16 protein-coding genes are annotated in these 22,019 nt (G+C 37.8%); 6 read left to right on the top strand and 10 right to left on the bottom strand.

Going from position 1 to position 22,019, the window contains the following annotated elements:
- The first annotated feature begins 33 nt into the window (after window positions 1-33).
- From MHB50_RS19080 to MHB50_RS19095, 4 genes are read left to right on the top strand one after another with little or no spacing between them, the layout of a single operon-like run.
- Window positions 34-723, top strand: coding sequence for an ABC transporter permease subunit (locus tag MHB50_RS19080; RefSeq protein WP_077113998.1), 690 nt, complete (start codon window positions 34-36; stop codon window positions 721-723).
- Window positions 724-1,629, top strand: coding sequence for an ABC transporter ATP-binding protein (locus tag MHB50_RS19085; protein WP_340084587.1), 906 nt, complete (start codon window positions 724-726; stop codon window positions 1,627-1,629).
- A 21-nt stretch (window positions 1,630-1,650) separates the two neighbouring features.
- The gene (locus tag MHB50_RS19090; protein ID WP_205179951.1) at window positions 1,651-2,145 is read left to right on the top strand and encodes a PH domain-containing protein; all 495 of its coding nucleotides are present in this window, start codon (window positions 1,651-1,653) and stop codon (window positions 2,143-2,145) included.
- Entirely contained in the window at window positions 2,142-3,812 is a 1,671-nt protein-coding gene (locus MHB50_RS19095; protein WP_340084590.1) for a PH domain-containing protein, read from the top strand. The genes MHB50_RS19090 and MHB50_RS19095 overlap by 4 nt, the downstream gene beginning before the upstream one ends.
- A 224-nt stretch (window positions 3,813-4,036) precedes the next feature.
- On the opposite strand, the gene MHB50_RS19100 is transcribed toward MHB50_RS19095, so the two are convergent.
- From MHB50_RS19100 to MHB50_RS19125, 6 genes are all read right to left on the bottom strand, one after another.
- Window positions 4,037-6,703 carry a DEAD/DEAH box helicase family protein gene (locus tag MHB50_RS19100; protein WP_340084592.1) on the bottom strand — a complete coding sequence of 889 codons (2,667 nt, stop codon included), beginning with the start codon at window positions 6,701-6,703 and terminating at the stop codon, window positions 4,037-4,039.
- 602 nt (window positions 6,704-7,305) lie between these two features.
- A complete protein-coding gene (locus MHB50_RS19105) occupies window positions 7,306-7,839 on the bottom strand; it encodes a DUF4269 domain-containing protein (RefSeq protein WP_077111598.1) in 534 nt (177 codons plus the stop codon).
- Window positions 7,840-8,339: 500 nt separating this feature from the next.
- Entirely contained in the window at window positions 8,340-9,047 is a 708-nt protein-coding gene (gene narI / locus MHB50_RS19110) for a respiratory nitrate reductase subunit gamma (RefSeq protein ID WP_340084594.1), read from the bottom strand.
- Window positions 9,048-9,053: 6 nt separating this feature from the next.
- On the bottom strand, window positions 9,054-9,614 hold the full coding sequence (gene narJ / locus MHB50_RS19115; protein ID WP_340084596.1) for a nitrate reductase molybdenum cofactor assembly chaperone: 561 nt from the start codon (window positions 9,612-9,614) through the stop codon (window positions 9,054-9,056).
- 243 nt (window positions 9,615-9,857) lie between these two features.
- Window positions 9,858-11,330: a nitrate reductase subunit beta gene (gene narH / locus MHB50_RS19120; RefSeq protein WP_340084598.1), complete on the bottom strand. Its 1,473-nt coding sequence runs from the start codon at window positions 11,328-11,330 to the stop codon at window positions 9,858-9,860.
- The gene (locus tag MHB50_RS19125) at window positions 11,320-15,003 is read right to left on the bottom strand and encodes a nitrate reductase subunit alpha (RefSeq protein ID WP_340084600.1); all 3,684 of its coding nucleotides are present in this window, start codon (window positions 15,001-15,003) and stop codon (window positions 11,320-11,322) included. Before MHB50_RS19125 ends, narH begins: the two co-directional genes overlap by 11 nt.
- 135 nt (window positions 15,004-15,138) lie before the next feature.
- Here MHB50_RS19125 and MHB50_RS19130 point away from each other — a divergent pair, with 135 nt between their 5' ends.
- Entirely contained in the window at window positions 15,139-16,641 is a 1,503-nt protein-coding gene (locus MHB50_RS19130; protein ID WP_077111609.1) for a nitrate/nitrite transporter, read from the top strand.
- Between the two features lie 348 nt (window positions 16,642-16,989).
- Here the strand turns inward: MHB50_RS19130 and MHB50_RS19135 are convergent, their stop codons facing one another.
- Window positions 16,990-17,646, bottom strand: coding sequence for a Crp/Fnr family transcriptional regulator (locus MHB50_RS19135; RefSeq protein ID WP_339165517.1), 657 nt, complete (start codon window positions 17,644-17,646; stop codon window positions 16,990-16,992).
- A gap of 645 nt (window positions 17,647-18,291) precedes the next feature.
- On the opposite strand from MHB50_RS19135, the gene MHB50_RS19140 reads away from it, so the two are divergent.
- The gene (locus tag MHB50_RS19140) at window positions 18,292-18,414 is read left to right on the top strand and encodes a hypothetical protein (RefSeq protein WP_339165310.1); all 123 of its coding nucleotides are present in this window, start codon (window positions 18,292-18,294) and stop codon (window positions 18,412-18,414) included.
- 1,118 nt (window positions 18,415-19,532) lie between these two features.
- Here the strand turns inward: MHB50_RS19140 and MHB50_RS19145 are convergent.
- From MHB50_RS19145 to MHB50_RS19155, 3 genes are read right to left on the bottom strand one after another with little or no spacing between them, the layout of a single operon-like run.
- On the bottom strand, window positions 19,533-19,820 hold the full coding sequence (locus tag MHB50_RS19145; protein WP_339165312.1) for a hypothetical protein: 288 nt from the start codon (window positions 19,818-19,820) through the stop codon (window positions 19,533-19,535).
- A 13-nt stretch (window positions 19,821-19,833) separates the two neighbouring features.
- Window positions 19,834-21,300: an aminodeoxychorismate synthase component I gene (pabB, locus tag MHB50_RS19150; protein WP_339165314.1), complete on the bottom strand. Its 1,467-nt coding sequence runs from the start codon at window positions 21,298-21,300 to the stop codon at window positions 19,834-19,836.
- Window positions 21,301-21,879, bottom strand: a complete 579-nt coding sequence (locus MHB50_RS19155) for an aminodeoxychorismate/anthranilate synthase component II (protein ID WP_339165316.1) — start codon at window positions 21,877-21,879, stop codon at window positions 21,301-21,303.
- Window positions 21,880-22,019: the final 140 nt, after the last annotated feature.

Raw genomic sequence — 22,019 nt, forward strand, 5'->3', positions numbered from 1 at the left:
TAGCTTTCGTAAACAAGAAAGGGGAAGCAACATATGTATGTCATCGGTAAGCGAGAGTTTTTCAACATGTTTAAAAGCATTAAATCCATTTTAATCATTTGCGTTTTATTATTGACCGCCTATTATTCAGCCAAATTTTCAAACGTATTAACGAATATGATAGAGTTTACCCCCAAAGAGATGAAGCATATCCACACGCTTGGCCTGTTAACGTTACTTTTTTTATTTGGGCAATTATTTGTCATGGGGTTATCCCATGATTGTATGAATAGGGAAACCCATGAACGAACGATGCGCTTTTTAGTTAGCAGGACATCAAGATCATCCATTTTATATGGGAAATTTTTTGGCATTGCGCTCTTTTGGTTTGTTTGTGTGGCTATCTCTTTTTTGATTATTAGCTTCTTTGCAAAACAATTTGATTTCTTTATTTTTTCTCAGACCATGAGTTTATTATTCTACCAAATTGCCTTGACCCTTTTACTGTCCGTTCTCATCCCGAAACCAGGCATTACGATGTTTCTTGGCATTATGATTGGTCTTGCTTTTCCGGTTTTTGGTTTATGGATCTCCTTCACAACCAATGAATGGATCAGCTGGTTGAAGTTTATCATGCCTTTTTATTATTTGGAACGTGAGGACTTTTCTTTATTAGTGATCATCATATTTTCAGGTTTGATGCTTTTGATCGCAAATCTGATTTTTAAAAGGAGGGATTGTTAATTGTTTGCCATTGAAACGAAGCAGCTTCAGAAAGTCTATGGAGCGACTCAAGTCGTAAAAGGTATTGATCTAACTGTAGAAAAAGGGGAAGTATTTGGTTTTCTTGGCCGGAACGGTGCCGGAAAGTCTACCTTTATCAATATGCTGACGGGAATTATTCAACCAAGCTCCGGCACTTATTCACTTTTAGGGGTAAAGGGGCCAAATGACCAAGTTAAGAAAAGAATTGGTGTAATGCCCGACTACTCTACTTTTTATGGTTCATTAACAGCGCTGGATCATTTAAAATTCTTGTCTGCTCTCTCGGGAAAGCCCACAGGAAAGCACGGTTGTTTGGAAGTCTTGCGTTTAGTAGGTTTAGAGGACCACGCCCAGTTGAAAACTGCCAAATTTTCATTCGGTATGAAAAAGAAGCTTGGCATTGCACAAGCGATTATCCACGATCCGGAGTTAATTTTTCTTGATGAACCCACTTCCGGGTTGGATGCAGAGTCCGCTATTCATATTCATAAACTAATTCACCATTTACAAAAAGAAGGAAAAACAATCTTTATGACATCCCATAATTTAGACGAAGTAGAGAAAATTTGCACGAGAATCGCCATTATGAAAGAGGGCAAAGTGGCTAAAATTGGAACAATGTCTGAGCTTAGGTCATTCTATCGCTCAACGCTTACAGTAAGAATTAAGCATTCTCCAATTCCTAAAACAGAGGAGTTGACGCTAAACCAATGGCTGCAAACGGTTGGGACGGATTTGGAGAGAAAAGAATCATTTATAACGATTACGATTGATCATGAGAGAAAAATTGCTGAAATCATACGGGCTTTTAATCAGTATAAAGTGGATATCTACCGCGTTGAAGTGGACGAACCATCACTCGAAGAAATATTTTTAGATGAATAGTTGTATATTGGCGGTGACTTTATGAATAACTCCTTAGATTTACCAAAGAAACGTTTATCAAAAGATGCAATTAAAGTATGGATCATTACTGAAGCGATTGGGAATATCATCGCATTCACGATCTTGGGCATCTTATTTTACCTTGATGATCGCTTTTCATGGAAAGAGTGGATCGGGTGGATTTTAATCGGAATAACAGTACTATTGATCATCGCGTTTATTTGGTCATTGATTGAGCCCTTTTTTCTTTATAAAAACTGGCGTTACGATGTTAATGAAGAGTTTCTGCAATTAAAATCAGGCGCAATCAATGAAACGCATGAGCTGATCCCCATGACTAAAATCCAATCGGTCGCCACCGAGCAAGGACCGATTCTTAGAAAATATGGACTGTACTCCGTGTCGGTTGAAACAATGGGATCTTCTCACACAATACCTGCCCTGCCGAAAGATGTAGCTGTTGAATTGAGAAATCAAATTGCTCAATACGCCAAAATTAAGGAAGTGGAGCAATGATGAAAATGAAACGTTATTCTCCACTCGTAATGCTTTTTCATATAGCGAAATTATTAAAAAATGCCATTTTCTTCGCATTCTTTTTGTATGTGGTGAAGGCTGGCTCGGAATCGCTCTTCATAAAGTATGGAAGGATTGTTTTCCTGATTGTAGTTGGGTGGTCTTTGTTGTCTATCATTTATGAATGGTTCACCCACAAATACAAACTTGACGAAAAGTCGTTTCACCTTTACAAAGGACTGTTCAACAAATCTGAACAAACGATTCCTTTTTCTAAAATTCAAAACATTAATCGCCATACTTCCTTCTTCCATAAGATCTTTCATATGACCTCCATTTATTTTGAAACTGGGATGAAAGGCGAGAATGCGACGGTAAAGTTCGAAGTGATCTCGCCAATGGAAGCCGATCAAATGGAAGCTCGTGTACAAAAAACAGAGCAGAGGGAAGCGACGGATCGGATTCCTCAATCTGCTCATTCAGAGGTTCAAATGGAACAGCAAAACCCGTGTCAATTTGATAATGAGGGCGAGAATACGACTGTAAAATTTGAAGTGGACTCGCCAACAATGGAAGCCGATCAAATGGAAGCTCGTATACAAAATACAGAGCAGAGGGAAGCGACGGATCAGATCCCTGAATCCGATGATGCAAAGGTTGAAATAAAGCAGCAAAACCCGAGTCGAACGATTCATTTTCAACCAACGAAAGAAGACATTTTAAAAGCATCGTTTACATCATTAAGCTTTTTAGTTCTTTTCTCTTTGATTGGCTCACTTTATTTCAAAGTCAATGATGTTTTTCATCTGGAAGATATAACAGGGGAACTGATGAAAAAGATCACAAGCACATGGTGGGTTGTGACACTCATTGTGATTGTACTCGTCATTACTTCCATAGCCTTTGGAATCGTGAGAACCTATGTAAAGTATGGAAATTATGAAATATCTTCAGATGCAAATCACATTTATATCAGGAAGGGCGTCATTGATGAAGCGGTCTTATCCATTTCAAAAGAAAAGGTGCAAGCAATTGAAGTGGAGCAATCGATGCTGAAAAGATTACTCGGGCTCGCCGAAGTGAAGTTGACAAGTGCCGGCGGTTTTAGTTCAGGCGATGAATCGCTTGAAATCAATACGCTCTATCCTTTTCTGCCGGTAAAGAAAGCATACGCGATGATATCGGACATTCTGCCATCTTATACGATCACAGAAGACATGACTCGCCTGCCAAAAAAGTCGTTTTGGGTGCGCATATTGTGGCCAAGCTGGTTCTGGTTCATTGCGACAGGTGCTTTATTTTATTTCAAGCCGGCCATCTTGGGGTTGGAACAGGCTTGGATAATTGTATCAGCCGCCCTCTTACTTTGTATTCTAATAGCAAGATCGTTAGATTTTTTCCATACCCGCTATGTCATAAATGGCCAATTTATTCAATTTCAAAAAGGAGCGCTTACCACCTCTTTATTTATCTCAAAACGAGAAAAGGTCATAGAAGTGAAGGCAACACGAAACTTCATTCAAAAAATGCTGGGTCTTGCTTCAATTGAGACTATCAACAGAGGAAAACCCGTACATCATTCAGGTTTGGACGATGTGCCAGTTGAACTGGCGAATTCCTTTTTCCAGTGGTATGTAGACCGGAAAAAGGAAATCAGAGTTGAATAAAGTTAACAACTTGCCTTGAATTAAAGTCATCACATGCCCAACTTGAAAAGAAGGAGACTAGAAAGCGAGACAAAAACTAGGATAGCTAGTTTAGAATATTGAATGTACCATTAACTTTGTTGCTAGCAAGTGAGGGATATTGTATCTACCGCCCTTTCTAAGGGCGGCTGTTCCATGGCCGGCAGTTCACACTTCGTACGCCCTCATCACCTTCAAGACAACGGTTATTTCCAGATGCTTTTTCGTTCAGTCCGTTTGACAAACTTCTCTGACATCGCTTGAACTCGGGCTTTTAACAATAGCTTTCTCCCTTCCACATTTCTTGTGAAAATGGCATATGCCTGTCCAAGTTTCTTTTGCCACTTATCTTCAAAAAGCTGAACGTATTCTTTTTTGCGTCCGATTTCATCAGGGATCGCATGATAATCATGACGGGTATACCACTTTTTCCCGGATGTCCGATGAAGAATATATCTCGGATTATCTATCGGATCAAGAAACTGCTGTAAAGATTGCAAAAACAGCTTTTGTTCGTAGGGAGTCCCCCTTTCAAGCGAACAGCAGACCATGCCATTTGATAACTCCTCTACTACTACTTTATTTCGCTTTAGCGGGGTCTCGATACTGCCAATCTCAACTAAAACATCATAAATGATCTGCCCTGCCGTTTGTAAACTTGATTCTATCGATGAATTGCCAACAAAAATCCGAATAGCCTTCCACCAAAAAGGTGCAGAAACAATCCCGCCCACAACAAGGGCAAAAGTTAACATGGGCAAAAGGCTATCAAACCCTCTATACCTGCTTCCTTCAGCAACATAATACACTGTGCCTATTATAATGGAGGCAGTCATAATGAGCAGTGACTTAAATGTATGCGCAAATAAAAATGGCCTTGGTACAAATGACTTACCTACATCCAGTTGTTCTCTTTTCTTTTCCCCTAGATTTGTTGCTTCCCGCCACCTTTCAAACAAGTTTGCCTTATTTGTAGCTCGTTTCATCATGAGGTGATTTACTTCCTCTGGTGTTTTGGCTGAGAATGGCGGAGACGGAAGGCGGAGACGCTCTATCCCGGAAACAATAATCGGCAATTCCTCATCTAATCCGCTTAATGATTTAAACCGTCTTGATAATGAAAGGTAGTCATATCCTCCATCCAATGTGTTGACATCGACACATACCAAGTGCCAAATATTTGCGCATTTTCGAGAATTATCCTTGTCTGACCGGATGGCTCTCCCTCTCATTTGATTGGTTAACATGAATGATCCGACATAAGAAGCTAAAATAAGCGTGTTTACGCTTGGCGCATCCCAGCCTTCTCCAAGCAAGGCTGTTGTTCCTACCAGCGTATCAATGTGCCCTTCTGAAAAGATGGACGTTATGACTTTGACTATCTCTTGCTTGGATGCTCCAGTAACAATCACTTCACTGTACACGGGATCATGCCGTAAGGGCTGGACTGAAAAATTCAAACCGAATGAATGCAAATGAGGAACTGCATTTGTTGGGATGATGACGATCGAGCCAGTTAAAACACCAAGCCGGCAACGATTTTTTAATTGCCTTCTTAACACTTCAAAGATTGGAATAACACCGATCCGATTGAGTGTTTTTATATCTTGTTCTGCCTTTGGCAAGTCATTTTTATAAATGTAGTCCGCCAACACAACAAGCCGGAGATCATCTCCTTGTGCTTGCTTTTCTAGTGAAACGATATGCGTTATACTTTGTAACTTCGAAGCACTCTGCAATAAAGTTCGTTGCATCGTCTTCTTTGCTGTTAGACGGATGTTTTTTCGTTCAAGTGCTCCGATTCCTGATAACTTCTTTCTGATGCTTTTGATCGGCTCATTTTTCACATTCACATGTTGGTCGCGATAGAGAAGCCCACTAAGCAATTCTTCCATCCACTCGACAGTAAACTTCGGCAAATCAGCATGTTTTTCATCCATTTGTTGAAAAGGCCATTGCCACCGGTCGCTGCCCACCTCTTTTAAAAACAAAAGAATGGAAATGAAATACCCATATTTCGCCAGCTTTTCTTCAAGATATTCTTCCGATTTAATCCACGGATGATTTTCTAACAAGCGTATCAAGTCTTTATTTTGTTTGATCTCTTGAATGAACTCTTGTACCTCATCGCGAAATGCACGGATTGGGCCAGCTTCCTTCGGGACCGGGACAGACATCCAGACATAGTCTTGGTGTGGACACAAATCCCCTTCTCTGACTAATGCGGCAATATCAATTTCTTCATCGATCGGTCCGCATAATTCCATATATTTTTCCCATTCCGCCGAGCTTACATCGTAGGGCGGGGTTGCGGTTAACGCAACTACAGTCGGTTGATCCATTTGGTCGCGGAACCTTATTGTTGTTTCCCACCAGCTTGTCCTTAAATGATGTGCTTCGTCCAAAATCAACGTTTGGAAACTTTGCTGAAGCAACTTTTCCAACGCCTTTTCTTTCATGCAAACATCAAATTCATTCTGTTCTTGTTCGACATCATCTCCATCAGAGCCGCTGTCTACCTCTTTCACTTTGCTTTCTAATAAAGCATGTAGCCCTTGATAAGTGGTCACCGTCACAAACGCCGGGTTCCTTAAGTCCGTTGAAATCCAATCAGGTGGCTCTGACTGTTGTAAGAACAACTCTGTAAAACGATCCACCCACTGGTTTCGTATCGCCAGTGTCGGCGACACAATAAGAGTTGGTTTGTTTAACCGTAGCATGACTTCTAAACCAAGTACCGTTTTTCCTGAACCTGGCGGGGCGACAAGATGCAAATGATTGTTTTCTAAATGGGCATCCAAATGTGCCAATACCTCGCGTTGATAACTTCGCCAAGGATAACAAAATTTGATCCCCTCAGGAAATTGCTTCACTTGCTTCACCAACCTACATGTAATCTACTAGCTATTTTTCTTGATAAACCTTATCAGCATCTTCTTTATCTATACACTACTATATTCCATTAAACTCAAATGATCGAATGTTTTCAATATATTTTAAGCGGATCGGAACGTCTCAATAAAAAAAGATACTCGTTGTAATAAAACGACAATTTGGTATGCCTATCCTCATTTGATCGGCCCCCTTGTTCGCATCTTGTTATGCAGCTCTTCTGGACCTTCCACGTGCGAAATTTTTACCATATGAAAGTATTTGGACTAAGGGTTGCCCACGCTTCGAATGAAAAATGTCCCAAAGCGATTCATTTATATTCATACGATTATAAGATTTGATGAAATACATGAAACATTTTTCCAGTCTATATAATGACCTGAAAATGACTAATTTTATTTTCGGTTAAAAACGGCTTTTTATAGAAAACATACTAAGATTAGTGGGTAAGATCATCGACGGATGATTTTACCCACTAATCTTAGTATGTTTTTTGCCTAGTATCTATAACATTAACTTATTAGATAGTTGTTTGATAAATGTACATATCATCGTTGACATGTATACCTTGGATAGATTGCTTTCAAATGATCCCCTGGTTTCTACCATACTCTATTAAGCTTTCATAAGGATCGCCACTTAATTTCAATAAATAGGCAAAGGCAGGTTCTGTTTTATAACCCTGCTTTTTTAACTTAATTACCTTTTCTTTAAGACCATTCACATTTTTTATTAGAAAATATTCTATAACCATGTGCAAATAAGCGTTTTGCTCTTGCACTGGAATTGATTGTCCAAAAAGTTCGATTTCCACCCCTTTATAAAAAAAACTGGATTTAACAACTTTATTATTTTTTATTACTTTTACTTTTATGTGAAAAGAATCATAAAAACTATACTTTTCTTTTAACATATTTTTATAAACTTTGAAATCCTTTACTTCCATAATGATATCAAGGTCTGAATCTGGAAGGCTGATATCGAGCGGAACGGTTCCACAAAGAACTGGATTGAATATTTTTAACTCTTCAAATATATTTAATTCACGCAAATGGTAGTATGCTTGTTTTTGTTTCGCACTTCCTACTTTAAGGTAATTAATATCTGTAAAATCCAATCCTATCCCTCCATTTTATACTTCTCTCAAAGGATCATAACAAATCAAAAAATAAATTTCAAAATGAACAATGAGAGCTTTCGGAGTATATTTTTATTTCGATTTGTTTTGTATAAGTTAATATGGTTAAGGTATAGATGAAAAACATCTATGTTCGAATTAAGAAAAAATGGGAAAACCCAACCATAAACATTCTCACCCTTATAAACAATCGTATTATAAGAGACAAAAAAGAAAAGCATTTTTAACCTAAAGTCAAAAATGCTTTACCTGCAAGGCCAATATTTATAAAGCGCTAGTGCAGAACCATACCCGCATTTCCATGAGAGAATCCGATGTATGGGTCGTTATTTGTATTACCGGAGCGCCGAGCGATACCCTGCTTTTGATGCGTTGCATTTCGTGATGACAAATGAATTTAATTTCGCCAGCCAGCGTATTGGAAAGGAAACTATTATGCAAACATTAAAATGCTGTAAGTAGGTTCTTAATAATGAAAGCTAATCCTTCACATTCAATGGGTCCACTCTTTTTGTAGCCACTCTCTTTTTATAGATAACATAGCTTCTATTTAAATAGCGAATGGGGAAACTAAATGCGTGTACAAGCCTTGTAAACGGCCAGACAACAAATAAGCTAAAAGTAGCATATATATGAATCTTAAACCAAATTGGAACTGTCACCATCAATTCCGGTTGTACGTGAAAAGTGAGTATACCTCGAAGCCATGGAGAAATAGTCGTTCGATAATCAAATCCTTGTGAATCGATATTGAAGCTCGTAGCCAGCATCCCCGTCGTAATTGCCAATAATACAAACAGTAAACTAACCCAATCGCTCCATGAAGTTGTTGCTTTAATTCGTTTGACACTAATCCTTCGATATAATAAAAGAAAAGCTCCCAATAGAGCAACGAATCCAGCTGGTAATCCAAAACTAATAGCAACTATATGATACATTTTTTCCGTTATACCAAGGGAATTATAAAACTCAACTGGGACTATGATGCCTAAAAAATGTCCACCTAATACAATAAAAATGCCGAAATGAAATAGTAAAGACCCTACTCGCAAGCGCTTTTTTTCTAAGAACTCACTGGATTTCGATGTCCAGCCAAGCTGATCTTTTTGATAGCGGTAAATATGTCCACCAATAAATATAGTTAAAACAATATATGGGAAAATTCCCCATAATAATAGATTTAACATGTTCATCTACCTCTTTTCAATAAGCGCATTTGATTGTTTGCATTCGTCTATATTGACTCCATTTACGTCCATTTGGATAAAAAGCGCATCTAATAACAATCCATAATCGTCATTCATAGAATGTAGCTTTTCACGTAGTAACCAAATCGCTCCTCCATAATTTGCAAGTAACTCATTACTTTGTTTAGTAGGAACTTGTGCGCAAAACTCCAGCACGGCAGGTAAATAGTCAGGAAGTTCTTTATCAGTAACGGTAAAGCCAGCTTGTTGATAGATTTTTTTTAATTGCAGTAGCTCCATACCTCTTTCCCGTTTTTCTCCTTGTTTTAAATACGTAACATACAAATTCGTTGCTCTGCCAAAATCAAATGTTTCAATGTATCTATCGATCCAATCTGTAGAACTACTGTTATTGACTGCTTCTACAAACTTGACTAGTTTTTCTTTCAGTGGTTCATAAGTAATCTGCTCTATTTCAAGCTTTACGTCGGGCAACCCCTCTTCCCAACTACGATCAGGGTACTGCAAAAGAAAAGATATCAGTTGATAATTCAACGCTGGATTCATAAAAAGCCGTCCTTTCATGGTTTCAAATGATATTTATAATAGGATACAGCGCCTCATCTATTAGATGAATCTACAATCAGTAGGCTGTTCTTTTATCTCCTACTGATTGTGTACCTCTTTGGTGTGTCATAAAGACATCTGAACAAATCAGACATTTGGGTGCTAATTAGACGCTTTGGAAAAAAATCATTCTGAAGTTTACATGGACCTTATATTCAACATCTCCGCTATTTAAAAACACGATCACGAAAATACGCCACAACTTCCTGGGCCGCCTTCAAAGTCTAAGCCACACATCCCCTGTTCACTATAAAGATCAGCTATTTCTTCTTTGTGACTCATCGGAATAACAAAACGATCATTGTATTTGGCAATTGCCAATAACCGATACATCTCTTGGATATCTTCTTTTTTTAGCCCGAGTTCTGTAATCAAATCAAGATGAAATGCTTTACCAGTTACTTCCGCCCGCATATAACTTCGCATCACTGCCATCTTTTTCAACACTTTGCGAATTACATCCGTATCTCCGGCGGTTAATAAATTCGCTAAATATTCAATTGGGATACGCATATGATCAATTGCAGGAAAAATATCATCTGTAGCCACTCCGCTTTCCTTTCCTTCAATCGTATTCATGATTGGACTAAGCGGAGGAATGTACCATACCATTGGCAATGTTCGATACTCTGGATGTAAAGGTAACGCAATCTCCCAATCTATAACCATCTTGTATAGGGGAGATTTTTGGGCAGCTTCTATCCAATCCATAGGAATGCCCTCTTTTTTTGCTTCAGCAATCACTTCCGGATCGTGGGGATCCAAAAAAATAGTTTTTTGTGCTTCATATAGTTCTTTTTCATTTTCTATAGACGCCGCCTCAAGCACTTTATCCGCATCGTACAGCATGACCCCGATATAACGAATTCTTCCTACACAAGTTTCGGAACAAATGGTAGGTTGGCCATTTTCTAATCTTGGAAAGCATAGGTTACATTTTTCCGCTTTATGTGTTTTCCAATTAAAATATACTTTTTTATACGGACAAGAGGTGACACAATGTCTCCAAGCTCGACATGCATTTTGGTCAACAAGTACAATTCCATCCTCTTCACGCTTGTACATGGCTCCAGATGGGCAAGCAGAAACGCATGCCGGATTCATGCAATGTTCACAAATCCGCGGTAAATACATCATAAATACGTCTTCAAACTCTGTCTTAATCCCTTCTTCCATTTGTACAACGTTTGGGTCACTTAACCCAGTGACATGGCTACCAGCTAGATCATCTTCCCAGTTTGGCCCCCATATCAAGTCCATGTACTCTCCAGTAAGTGCTGATTTTGCTCTGGCTACTGGCTGATGTTGTTTTTCTGGTGCATTCGTTAATGTTTCATAATCATAATTCCAGGGCTCATAATAATCATCTAATTCAGGCTGATATGGGTTGTAAAACAAATCGACAAGCCGCTTTGCTTTTGACCCAGATTGCAATGTCAATTTTCCATCCTTTAACTTCCAGCCGCCTTTATATTTTTCTTGATCTTCCCAATGCTTTGGGTACCCAATACCAGGCTTCGTTTCGACATTATTAAAATACATATATTCTGCTCCAGGGCGATTTGTCCACGTGTTTTTACATGTAACACTACAAGTATGGCAACCAATACATTTGTCGAGATTCATTACCATCCCTGTTTGTGCTTTAATTTTCAAGCCAATCTACCTCCTTCAACTTTCTAATCACGACATTTAAATCTCGCTGATTTCCAGTTGGTCCGTAGTAATTAAATCCGTAACTAAGCTGCGCATATCCACCAATCATATGAGTTGGTTTTACATGAATACGCGTAGGGCTATTGTGTGTTCCACCACGGTTATCTGTTAGTTTGGTACCAGGAGTGTGGATATGACGATCTTGTGCATGGTGCATAAACGCCATAGTTTTTGGAATACGGTGAGAAACAACTGCTCGCGCTACAACAACGCCATTTTGGTTAAAACATTCAATCCAATCATTGTCTTGCACATCTATTTCTTGTGCATCATCTTTATTTAACCAAATCGTTGGACCTCCTCTAAATAGCGTCAACATTGGTTGCGAATCAAAAAACATGCTATGAATAGACCATTTATTGTGAGGTGTTAAATAGTTCAGTACAATCTCTTTCCCTTCTATTTCTGGACGCTTGTTCCGAAATGGTTGATGATTCAAGATCGGTTTATACACCGCCATCTGTTCTCCAAATTCCTTCATCAGTTCATGATCCAAAAAGAATGATTGTCGCCCAGTTAACGTTCGAAACGGTATTTTTCTTTCTATATTCGTCGTAAATGGCGAATATCTTCTGCCGCCTTTTTCTGAACCAGTAAATGCCGGAGAAGTGATTACAGTCTTTGGCTGTGCTGTAATTTGGTCAAATGTAAATAATTCTTCTGCTCTATCAGCCGCCAAATCCTTAAGCTGAAGGTTTGTTTGTTTCTCTAATGCTTCCCAAGCTTTCACTGCAACCTTTCCATTTGTCGTAGAAGAAAGCTTGAGAATTGCTTCACAAGCATCTTTCGCATTTGTAATATCCGGACACCCGTTTGCTATACTCCCATCCTTTATCGTTCCTATTTTCCGTTTAATTTGTTCATACTCTTTTTCCATCTTCCAGTTAATCCCTTTTCCGCCATAGGGCTTGCTCACAATATTCGGACCAAGGGCTGTCATCTTCGTATAGATTTCCTTATAATCTCTTTCTACCACATGAATTTGTGGCATTGTTTTACCAGGAATCGGTTCACATTCTCCTTTAGACCAGTCCTTAATTTCTCCAAATGGTTGGGCTATTTCTTCGGTTGTGTCATGGTTTAATGGAGTCGCTACAATTTCTTTGGTTGGTTGCATATTTATTGTTTTTGCCAAATCCGAAACGGCTTTCGCCAATGCTTTGAAAATATCCCAATCCGATTTCGACTCCCACGGTGAAGCGATAGCAGGGTTAAAGGGATGCACAAAAGGATGCATATCCGTGCTGGATAAATCATATTTTTCATACCAAGTAGCTGCCGGCAAAATTACATCGGAATATAACGCTGTACCAGCCATTCGAAAGTCCAAATTAATTAACAAATCCAATTTACCTTCAGGAGCTTCTTCTCTCCAGTTAATCTCTTCTGGACGTACCGTGCCTTCATCCGTATTTAACAACCCGTGTGAGGTGCCTAACAAATATTTCAGAAAGTATTCATGTCCCTTTCCCGAACTGGAAATTAAATTTGCTCTCCATACAAATAAATTTCTCGGAAAATTCTTTGGGTCATCAGGGTCTTCAATCGCAAATGTAAGTTTCTTTTGTTTTAGTTGTTCAGCTACATATTCTCTTATTTCCTCTATTGTCTCACTTCCGTTTTCAACGGCTTCCTGATATAAATCGATCCCATTCTGATTAAACGTAGGATATGATGGAAGCCATCCCAGCCTTGCGGCTAAGACATTATAATCTCCATGATGATCGTATCTTGCTTTCTCCACATTAGCTCCGGTGAGCTGACTGACTGCCGTTTCCTCAAATCTCCACTGAGAGGTGGCAAAGTAAAAGAAAGAAGTTCCATTTTGCAACTTTGGCGGACCTCCCCAATCTTTGGCAGTTGCTATTTGTGTCCATCCTTCAACAGGGCGTAATTTCTCTTGTCCTACATAGTGCGCCCAGCCGCCTCCGTTGACACCTTGAGCTCCTACCATCATGACAAGGTTTACCACCGCGCGATAAATGGTGTCAGAATTGAACCAGTGATTTATCCCGGCGCCCATAATGATCATCGATCGTCCTTTTGTATCAATCGCATTTTGAGCAAATTCGCGCGCGATTTTAATGACTGATTCTCGATCAATACCAGTAATTTTTTCTTGCCATGCAGGTGTAAAGGGAGCCTCTTCATCATAAGACTTGGCAACATTACCACCTATTCCTCGATTTATGCCATAATTTGCCAGCATCAAATCATAAACAGTGGTGACATACTCTTTCTTTCCACTTATAATTATTTCTTTTGCTGGCACTGCTCGTCGCATTAATTTATGCTCTTCATTGTCAAAGTAAGGCAAATCAACTTCTACTACTTTGTCTTCTTGCCCTAGAAAACTGAGAACAGGTTCTATTTCTTCTCCTGTTTTTTCATCAATTAATAACAGATTCCACTTTCCTTCTTCATCCCACCTAGAACCAATCGTACCTTGTGGGATCGCAAATTCTCCCGTTTTTTCATTACACATTGCTGGTTTCCATTCACTATGTTCACAATCTATGCTAAGATCTTTAGCCTGCAAAAATCGGTCAGCTACATAGTTTTGTTTACCTTTTTTTAATCGAACGATAAAAGGGAAGTCGGTATATTCCTTAGCGTATGATTCAAAATAAGGCGTCTTTTGCTTGTCATAAAATTCATTTAAAATCACATGCCCCATTGCCATTGCAACAGCACCGTCTGTTCCTTGTTTCACTGACAACCAATCATCCGAAAATTTCGTCGATTCCGCGTAATCCGGACTAACTGATACTACTTTTGTTCCTTTATATCGCGCCTCAGCTAAAAAATGCGCATCAGGAGTACGGGTTAAAGGCACGTTTGACCCCCAAGTAATAATATATCCCGCATTAAACCAATCCGAGCTTTCTGGCACATCCGTTTGATCCCCCCAAATTTGCGGTGAAGCTGGCGGCAAATCTGCATACCAGTCATAAAAGCTTAGCATCGGTCCGCCAATCAAAGACATAAACCGGCTGCCGGCAGCATGACTAATCATTGACATCGCAGGAATTGGTGAAAAACCAATATTGCGATCAGGGCCATATTTAATCACTGTATACAGTACAGAGGCTGCAACGAGTTGCGTTATTTCCTCCCACTCTACTCGTACTAATCCACCTTTTCCTCTTGCAGTTTTATATCTCCTTGCTTTTTCTTTATTTTCCACAATACTTTTCCAAGCTTCTAAAGGATGCTCATGCTCTGTTAAAGCTTCTCGCCATAATTCTAATAATTTTTTTCGAACATATGGATATTTAACTCTAAGTGGACTATATAAATACCACGAAAAACTGGCCCCTCTCGGGCAACCTCTTGGTTCAAATTCAGGCATATCTGGTCCTGTTGTCGGATAATCTAAATGCTGCCCTTCCCAAGTGACGATTCCATCCTTAACATAAATATTCCAGCTGCATGATCCAGTACAATTCACTCCATGAGTAGAGCGAACCACTTTATCATGTTGCCACCTTCTCCGATACACATTTTCCCATTCTCTATTTCCTGCTTGTAATTGACTATGTTGATTTGAATAATTTTCTATTGGCTTCACATAATTTAAACGGCGCCATAGCGGTGAGCGTTTCTTCTTCATCGAAATCCCTCCAATAAGTTGCTTTAACCCCATTTAAACACCAGCCTAAAAAGAAAGGTGTGATCTGGATCACACCCCCATTTTTTAATTATTTATATGATGAACATAACTTAGTACGAGAGGGATGAAGAGATGATGACAAAAAAGCCAAGTATTCAGGTTTCCCTGCAAACATCTAGTCTTATTGCCGGCTTTATGATTTGGGTATTAATATCTTCCTTGATGCCAAGCATTAAAGAAGACATTGCATTAACAGCTGGACAAGTGTCATTGGTTACAGCTATCCCGGTTATTTTAGGTTCCGTTCTTCGTGTTCCTGTAGGTTTTTTCACAAATAGATTTGGTGCCAGAATGATAAACATCATCAGCTTTCTCATATTGTTACCGCCAGTATTTTATATAAGCAGGGCTGATTCGTTTTTGGATTTAGTATTAGGAGGATTTTTCATTGGAGTAGGCGGGGCTACTTTTTCCATTGGAGTAACTTCATTGCCAAAATATTATCCAAAAGAAAAACATGGACTCATTAATGGCATATATGGGATTGGTAATATCGGCACTGCCGTATCTACTTTCTTAGCACCTATTGTTGCACAACACTTAGGATGGCAAAAAACCGTTCAGCTTTATCTCATACTTATTTTAGCCTTTCTAGTATTGAATCTCGTGTTTGGCGATAAGAAAGAGGCTAAAATAAACACCTCTATGTCAGAACAAATTAAAAAAGTATACAACAATTCAACGTTGTGGTTCCTATGCTTATTTTATTTTATAACTTTTGGAGCGTTTGTTGCGTTTACTGTATTTCTACCAAACTTCCTAGTAACCAATTTCGATTTAACTTCTGTCGATGCCGGTATACGGACAGCCATCTTTATTGCAGTTGCTACAGCACTTAGACCAATAGGTGGATGGTTAGCAGATAAATGTAATGCTTACATTATTCTCATATTTGTATTTGTTGGTGTAGGGTTATCAGGGATTCTATTATCATTTTCTCCAAATATAGAGTGGTATACGATCGGTTCCCTCTCTGTTGCCGTTAGTGTTGGTATAGGAAACGGAACAGTCTTCAAACTTGTACCACTTTATTTTTCCAAACAAGCTGGGATTGTAAACGGTGTTGTGGCCGCAATGGGAGGATTGGGAGGATTCTTTCCACCACTTATATTATCTATCGTATTTAATATAACTGGTCACTATGCCATTGGATTCATGGCACTTTCCCAATTTGCTTTCATAAGCTTGATTATTGTTATCTTTATGTATTATAAAGATCAAAAAAATATAGAAAGAAAAATTTTAGAAGGTACTGTAGAAGGTATAATGGTAACAAATAAACATGGTGAGATTGAATATGTAAATACGGCATTTAGTAACATCACCGGCTATTCGAAAGATGATGTGATCGGGAACAAGCCTAGTATTTTACATTCTGGAAAGCAGGATAAGGCTTATTATGAAAAAATGTGGGATGACATAAATAACCAGGGATTTTGGCAAGGAGAAATATGGAATAAACGAAAGAATGACGAAATTTATAAAGAATGGTTACATATCACTTGTATTAAAAATGATTCTGGATCGGTGCAATACTATGTAGGTATGTTTAACGATCTATCAATGAATCATAAATAAAGTGGAAGTTCGTAGCGGAAGTTGGCTTTTACAGGCATTAGAATAGGCATGCAAAACGATGATATTGTTGCATTGCGTCTTACACTTCTGTGTTCACAACCCAGCTGATAGGAACAAATGAGATAGTGAGGTTGAGGTACCGTTATTCCTCAGTGGAATTTTTGTTGCTAATTCCATTAGGTAGCCACGGCACCTTTGTAGTTAGGAAAGAGTTTTAACTTAGCTGATCGAAATAATTATATGCAGATGTCAAGAAATCATTTTAAAATTTTGTGTAAAAATACGAGCGATAACGGGGTTTTTTGCTGAATCTCATTGCAAAACAAAAAAAGAAAAGCCCGTTATCGCTTAATTAATATTGCAAATATCAATAGAACAGTACTCACAACCTATTTCATCCCTAAGAAACTTGGAGTTTTTAATTAATATTCTTCCATCTTTTTCAATTGAAATAACATCCCATTTTTTTAACTGACTAAGCATCCGGTTAATGCTTTCTCTTGTTGCTGCGCAGAAACGGGCTAATTCTCTATTGGTGAATGCCATATTAATAAGAATTCCTTTCGGATGAATGACGCCATAACTGTTTGATAACCGAATTAGGGTGGAGTACAGCGCGCCTTTTTTGCCGTTTAAAAGCAAATCTCTAATCTTCGTTTGGAATTTGCGCATATGGTCAGCTTCCCATTTCATGAATTCAAGAGCTAAAGACGGATTAGAGAGTAATTCTTTTTCTATTCTCTCTTTATTTAGCATGATGACTTCACCGGAGTGAATAATTTCAGCACTTAAAAAGTAAGTGGCGTTATCACTGAATAAAATAAGCTCACCAACTATATCGCCACTATTACATACCCTTAGCAACAACTCTTTACCATCAGCAGTCAGTTTGGAAATTTGAATTTGACCAGATTTAATTAGATATATTTCATTTGCGTCATCACCTTCATGAAACAAATGGCTTCCTTCATGAATTGGTTTTACTGTACCTATTTCATTTAACATGATGGCTAAGGCTGAGGGCTCTTTCTCTGTTACTTTTGGTAACTTATTTATGAATTCATTATCCATGGAATACTCCTTTCTCTTTCTGTTGAAAAGCAGTTTTCCTATTGCAAGGGGTTTATTTTTTCTGCGGATTGCTAGTACCGTAAAAATATCACTTAAAAACGTTTGAAAGAAAATGTTGTGTTCTTTCATTTAGGCTCTATTGTATTACCCAGATCCCGCAAAAGTAGGAATCTTTCCGGCATCTTGCGTACAAATGATTAGGTGTTAAGTTAATCATCTATATCAATTGTAACATGCAATGATATTCATTCATTGTTGGGTGTATCAATAATTTTGTGTCTATATCCATTTTAATGCACCTCGGGAACAACCTCCTTAAGAACAATTTATGAAATTTGGAGAAAATCCTGTTTGGTAGAATGGGGAGGAGGTATTTAATGAAAGTTCTAACGGACCATTAGGCCGTCCCTTGCACGATTTAAGGATTTCTGTAACTGCCCGCTGTAATCTTGGTGCCTAAAGAGATATTTGGTACAGATTTTAAATTTATGCTAAGAGAGGAGCTTCTTTATTTTGAAGAGATAGAAAGAATGGTGAAAATTTTGGTGCCACTTGGCGTCAGGAAGATTCGTTTGACTAGTGAGAGCCATTATTGCGCAACGATTTACCTATATGATTGAAAAGTTATTTCATATAGAAGGAACAGAAGATATTGCTGTAACGCCCCATGCTTCCTTTAAAACTTTGCTGATTTCAACTTAACTGAGGCATTCCTATCTATTACATGGAGATTAACAAAGTAAACCGTAAAAGAATACAAATCACCCACTAGTCTTTTGACTGCCCCCTGTCAAGTAGACAGTGAAATAATAAAAATGATGTAAGCGGCTTTAATTCTAGATTCTATAGGGATGAGTTCGTTTAATCATGATTATAAAAATATATATATACTCATCCACCGCTTTAGATAGCTCCTCAAATGTCTCATACTTATGTAAATAATGCTTTTCGCTTTTAAGTATTTTAATAATTTAGGGGATGGTTTCGAAGAAAGGATTTCTATAAAAGACAGATTTTTTCAAGCCCCTATCCTACTATGATTTAAACTCTTAGTATGTAGACTGCGGCTATTATCATTATATAACCAGTTTTACGACTCTCTTTCCAAAATGCAAAAATTAAGTAAACCGAAACACTTAATAGAGGATCATAAATAGATTAGTAACAATATAAATTACCTTCGACGGGTGCTTAGTACCTTATAAGTACAAAAACATCAAATGGTATCTTGTTTTGAAAAAAACTGTCAATCCACTGAAATGAAACTGATTGCAAGTTCTTTACATATTAGAAGCAATACTACTGTTCATGAGGCTACCAATCCATTGTGTCGTCACTTATTGTTCTGGATGCTTCCTTTTGGCGCACTCGTAACTTCTCGGTTAGCCAATACACCTTTGTATGTTCACTATGGCATTGTGTAGGTGTAATAATTTTCAACCCATCGTGCAGATAGATTTCAAAGCAAAAAGCTTGCTCCGGCCACTTCGTGCATCCTCCAAGGAGGCAAAGCTTTTGTAGAGACTTCCAATCTGATTTAGGCGTCTGAAACATCTCGCCTATATAAGGATTATCATTGCTTAACCATGAACTAGAAAGTGAACTTTGAATGGCCACACAAAATTGGCTATTCAAAATGATTTAGGAAATAGCCTTCTAAACTATTATCTTGATCGCTTTCACGTTGAATCCTGTCTAAATAGAGGTCAATGGTTTCATGTTTTTTTATGTAACGGTCTGTTTGGTGAATTAATGTGATCAATTCCTGCTGAATCTTGTTTATTTTAGTAATCTACTATGAATGGCCTTCTTACAGCTTTTTATATCGCTAAAAGTTTTATGAAAAAAACTTTTAACATTGTTTCCTTTGATAGCCTTACATTAACATCGCTTTCAACTTCTTTAAAAAATGCTTCTCCCCCAGGATTCGTATAGTGAAAACCCTTAGTTCTTGCCTCTTTTTCTTTTGATTTAGCTGGAAAATATACACCGAAACTATGCACACCCTCTATCCATCTTCTAGTAAGGTTACTATATAGAGCATCATTATGACAAATACCTATATGACTATAGATAGTGGAAACGTAATGATCCATTCCAGACTTCATTAGTAATCTTCATCTAAACCGACTTTTTAATCAAATTTTGAACTCTCCTTATACTTTGAAACGGAACACAAGCTTTAATTAATGTTTCGCGAAACTCATCTTCAAGATCTGATGCTTCTACAATAGCCCCACCTATTCCAAAAGTTGCGACTTGATCTTTAATGACGATCGTTCTAATGACAATACTTAAATCGGTATAACCGTTAAAGCCAACCCAACCTATAGATCCTGAATATACACCTCTATGCGACTCTTCAAGTTCATCTATTATGCTCATGGTTCGAAGTTTCGGAGCTCCAGTCATAGAGCCTCCCGGAAAGCATTTTCCTATAGATTTAAAAATACCATTTTCCCAATTTAATTCTCCTACGACTGTAGAAACTAACTGGTGTACAGATGAATATGTTTCTACAACAAAAGCTTCTGGTACTCTCACTGTATCAGGATAGCAAACTTCATTAAAATCATGCCTGACTAAGTCGACAATCATTAAATTCTCCGCTCTATCCTTTGAGGAGTTCATTAAACTTTCTTTCTCCAAACTATCTTGTTTTTCAGTAATGCCTCTTGCTCTAGTTCCCTTAATTGGTTTAGATACCATTTTTCCATTTTCATCAATACTTATAAACATTTCTGGAGAAGAGCTTAATATTGAAAAATCTTCAGTATTGAAAAAAGCGCTATATCTCACTGGGCTCAAAAGTCTCATTTCTTTGTAAAGCAATAATGGATCAAAGCTATAAGGCATAGACGCGCGATTCGTTAAACATATTTCGTAGGATTCACCTTCAGCAATGTATTTTTTACACAATTTGATCTTTTCTTTATAATCATCACGTGTAATTTCTAAATCAATCTCATCTTCCGTTGGGGGTATTAAATGTTCTGGTGTTCTTTTTTGTATATACTTTTCGCTCTTATTAAGCATACTTTCTGTTACATTTAAAGTTTCACCCCAAAAGTTACACACATAACTCTTCTGATCTTTATGATCAAGCACTAAGATATTTTTAGGTAAATAAAGAACAGCATCCGGCATATCTGATGTATGTTTATTTGTTACCCCTCTAAGGGCTTTTAATTCATATCCTAAATAGCCAACGACCCCTCCTTTAAACGGGTGAAGAACATCTTTGGAGTTTTCATTGTCTATTAAAGAAAATATACAATCCATCATTTCGTAAAAATCTCCATAAATTGACTCTTGCCCTTTAGGGCCAGTTATATCCAACCTTGAATCTTTCACATAATAAATGAAGGAAATGGCAGAATCCCGATCACAATTTCCCATAACTGAAAACCTACTGCCGAACTCACTTGATAATTCTCCATCTAACCAAAAACTATCTTTTGAACCATAAAACAAACTCTCATATACTTCAATAGTAGAGAAGTCTATATCTTTTTCAACATTCTTTGGAGTCACACTCATTGGACATCCTACACACTCTAACTTTTCTTTAAGCAAAATCTCGTACATTTAATTGCCTCCCATAGAAATTTCTATAAAATTTCTAATTAATTCAACCCCAAACTCTGAATCAATTGATTCGGGATGAAATTGCACGCCATAAATAGGCAACTCTTTGTGTGAAATACCCATTATCAAACCATCTTGAGTGTAAGCAGTTACTTTAAGTGAAGGAGCGAGTTTAGTACAGATCAAAGAATGGTATCTAACTGCGAAAAAACTATTTGGCAAGCCTTTAAATATATTTTCGCCATTATTGAGAATAAGCTCCCTATAACCGTGTACTGGTTTAGGAGCCTTTCCGACCTCTCCACCTAAATAATAATTAATACCTTGGTGACCCAAGCAGATGCCTAAAATAGGAATATTCACTTCGTTAATGATCCTTTTACATATACCAAAATCTTTATCTTTTTCTGGAGTTCCTGGTCCGGGAGACAAAATAATATTTTTAAACTCGGAAAAATTAATTTTATGGAAAGGATAATCGTTAGTTATTACTACAGGAGAGACCTTCGTTACTTTATAAACATATTGCGCAATATTATTGGTAAAGGAATCATAATTGTCTATTATTAATGTTTTCATTTATTATCTTTCATCCTTTGATACCTTGCCTTCTACCTCACACGTTTCATTCTTATAACTAGGTTCTAATGGATAACTAAAAAATATTATATGAACAAGGTTTTCTTGTTCGATAGAAATGTAGGAAACGGCAGCTACTT

Origin of the sequence: Siminovitchia sp. FSL H7-0308 (assembly GCF_037980985.1) — a bacterium.
Lineage (GTDB): Bacteria > Bacillota > Bacilli > Bacillales > Bacillaceae_C > Siminovitchia > Siminovitchia thermophila.

Bases quoted from the DNA above. Each gene is read 5' to 3' on its own strand.
- MHB50_RS19080 (WP_077113998.1), top strand. From the start codon at position 34: ATGTATGTCATCGGTAAGCGAGAGTTTTTCAACATGTTTAAAAGCATT.
- MHB50_RS19090 (WP_205179951.1), top strand. From the start codon at position 1,651: ATGAATAACTCCTTAGATTTACCAAAGAAACGTTTATCAAAAGATGCA.
- MHB50_RS19095 (WP_340084590.1), top strand. From the start codon at position 2,142: ATGATGAAAATGAAACGTTATTCTCCACTCGTAATGCTTTTTCATATA.
- narI (WP_340084594.1), bottom strand. From the start codon at position 9,047: ATGTTAAATCTATTATTATGGGGAATTTTCCCATATATTGTTTTAACT.
- narJ (WP_340084596.1), bottom strand. From the start codon at position 9,614: ATGAATCCAGCGTTGAATTATCAACTGATATCTTTTCTTTTGCAGTAC.
- MHB50_RS19125 (WP_340084600.1), bottom strand. From the start codon at position 15,003: ATGAAGAAGAAACGCTCACCGCTATGGCGCCGTTTAAATTATGTGAAG.
- MHB50_RS19130 (WP_077111609.1), top strand. From the start codon at position 15,139: ATGACAAAAAAGCCAAGTATTCAGGTTTCCCTGCAAACATCTAGTCTT.
- MHB50_RS19135 (WP_339165517.1), bottom strand. From the start codon at position 17,646: ATGTTAAATGAAATAGGTACAGTAAAACCAATTCATGAAGGAAGCCAT.
- MHB50_RS19145 (WP_339165312.1), bottom strand. From the start codon at position 19,820: ATGAAGTCTGGAATGGATCATTACGTTTCCACTATCTATAGTCATATA.
- pabB (WP_339165314.1), bottom strand. From the start codon at position 21,300: ATGTACGAGATTTTGCTTAAAGAAAAGTTAGAGTGTGTAGGATGTCCA.
- MHB50_RS19155 (WP_339165316.1), bottom strand. From the start codon at position 21,879: ATGAAAACATTAATAATAGACAATTATGATTCCTTTACCAATAATATT.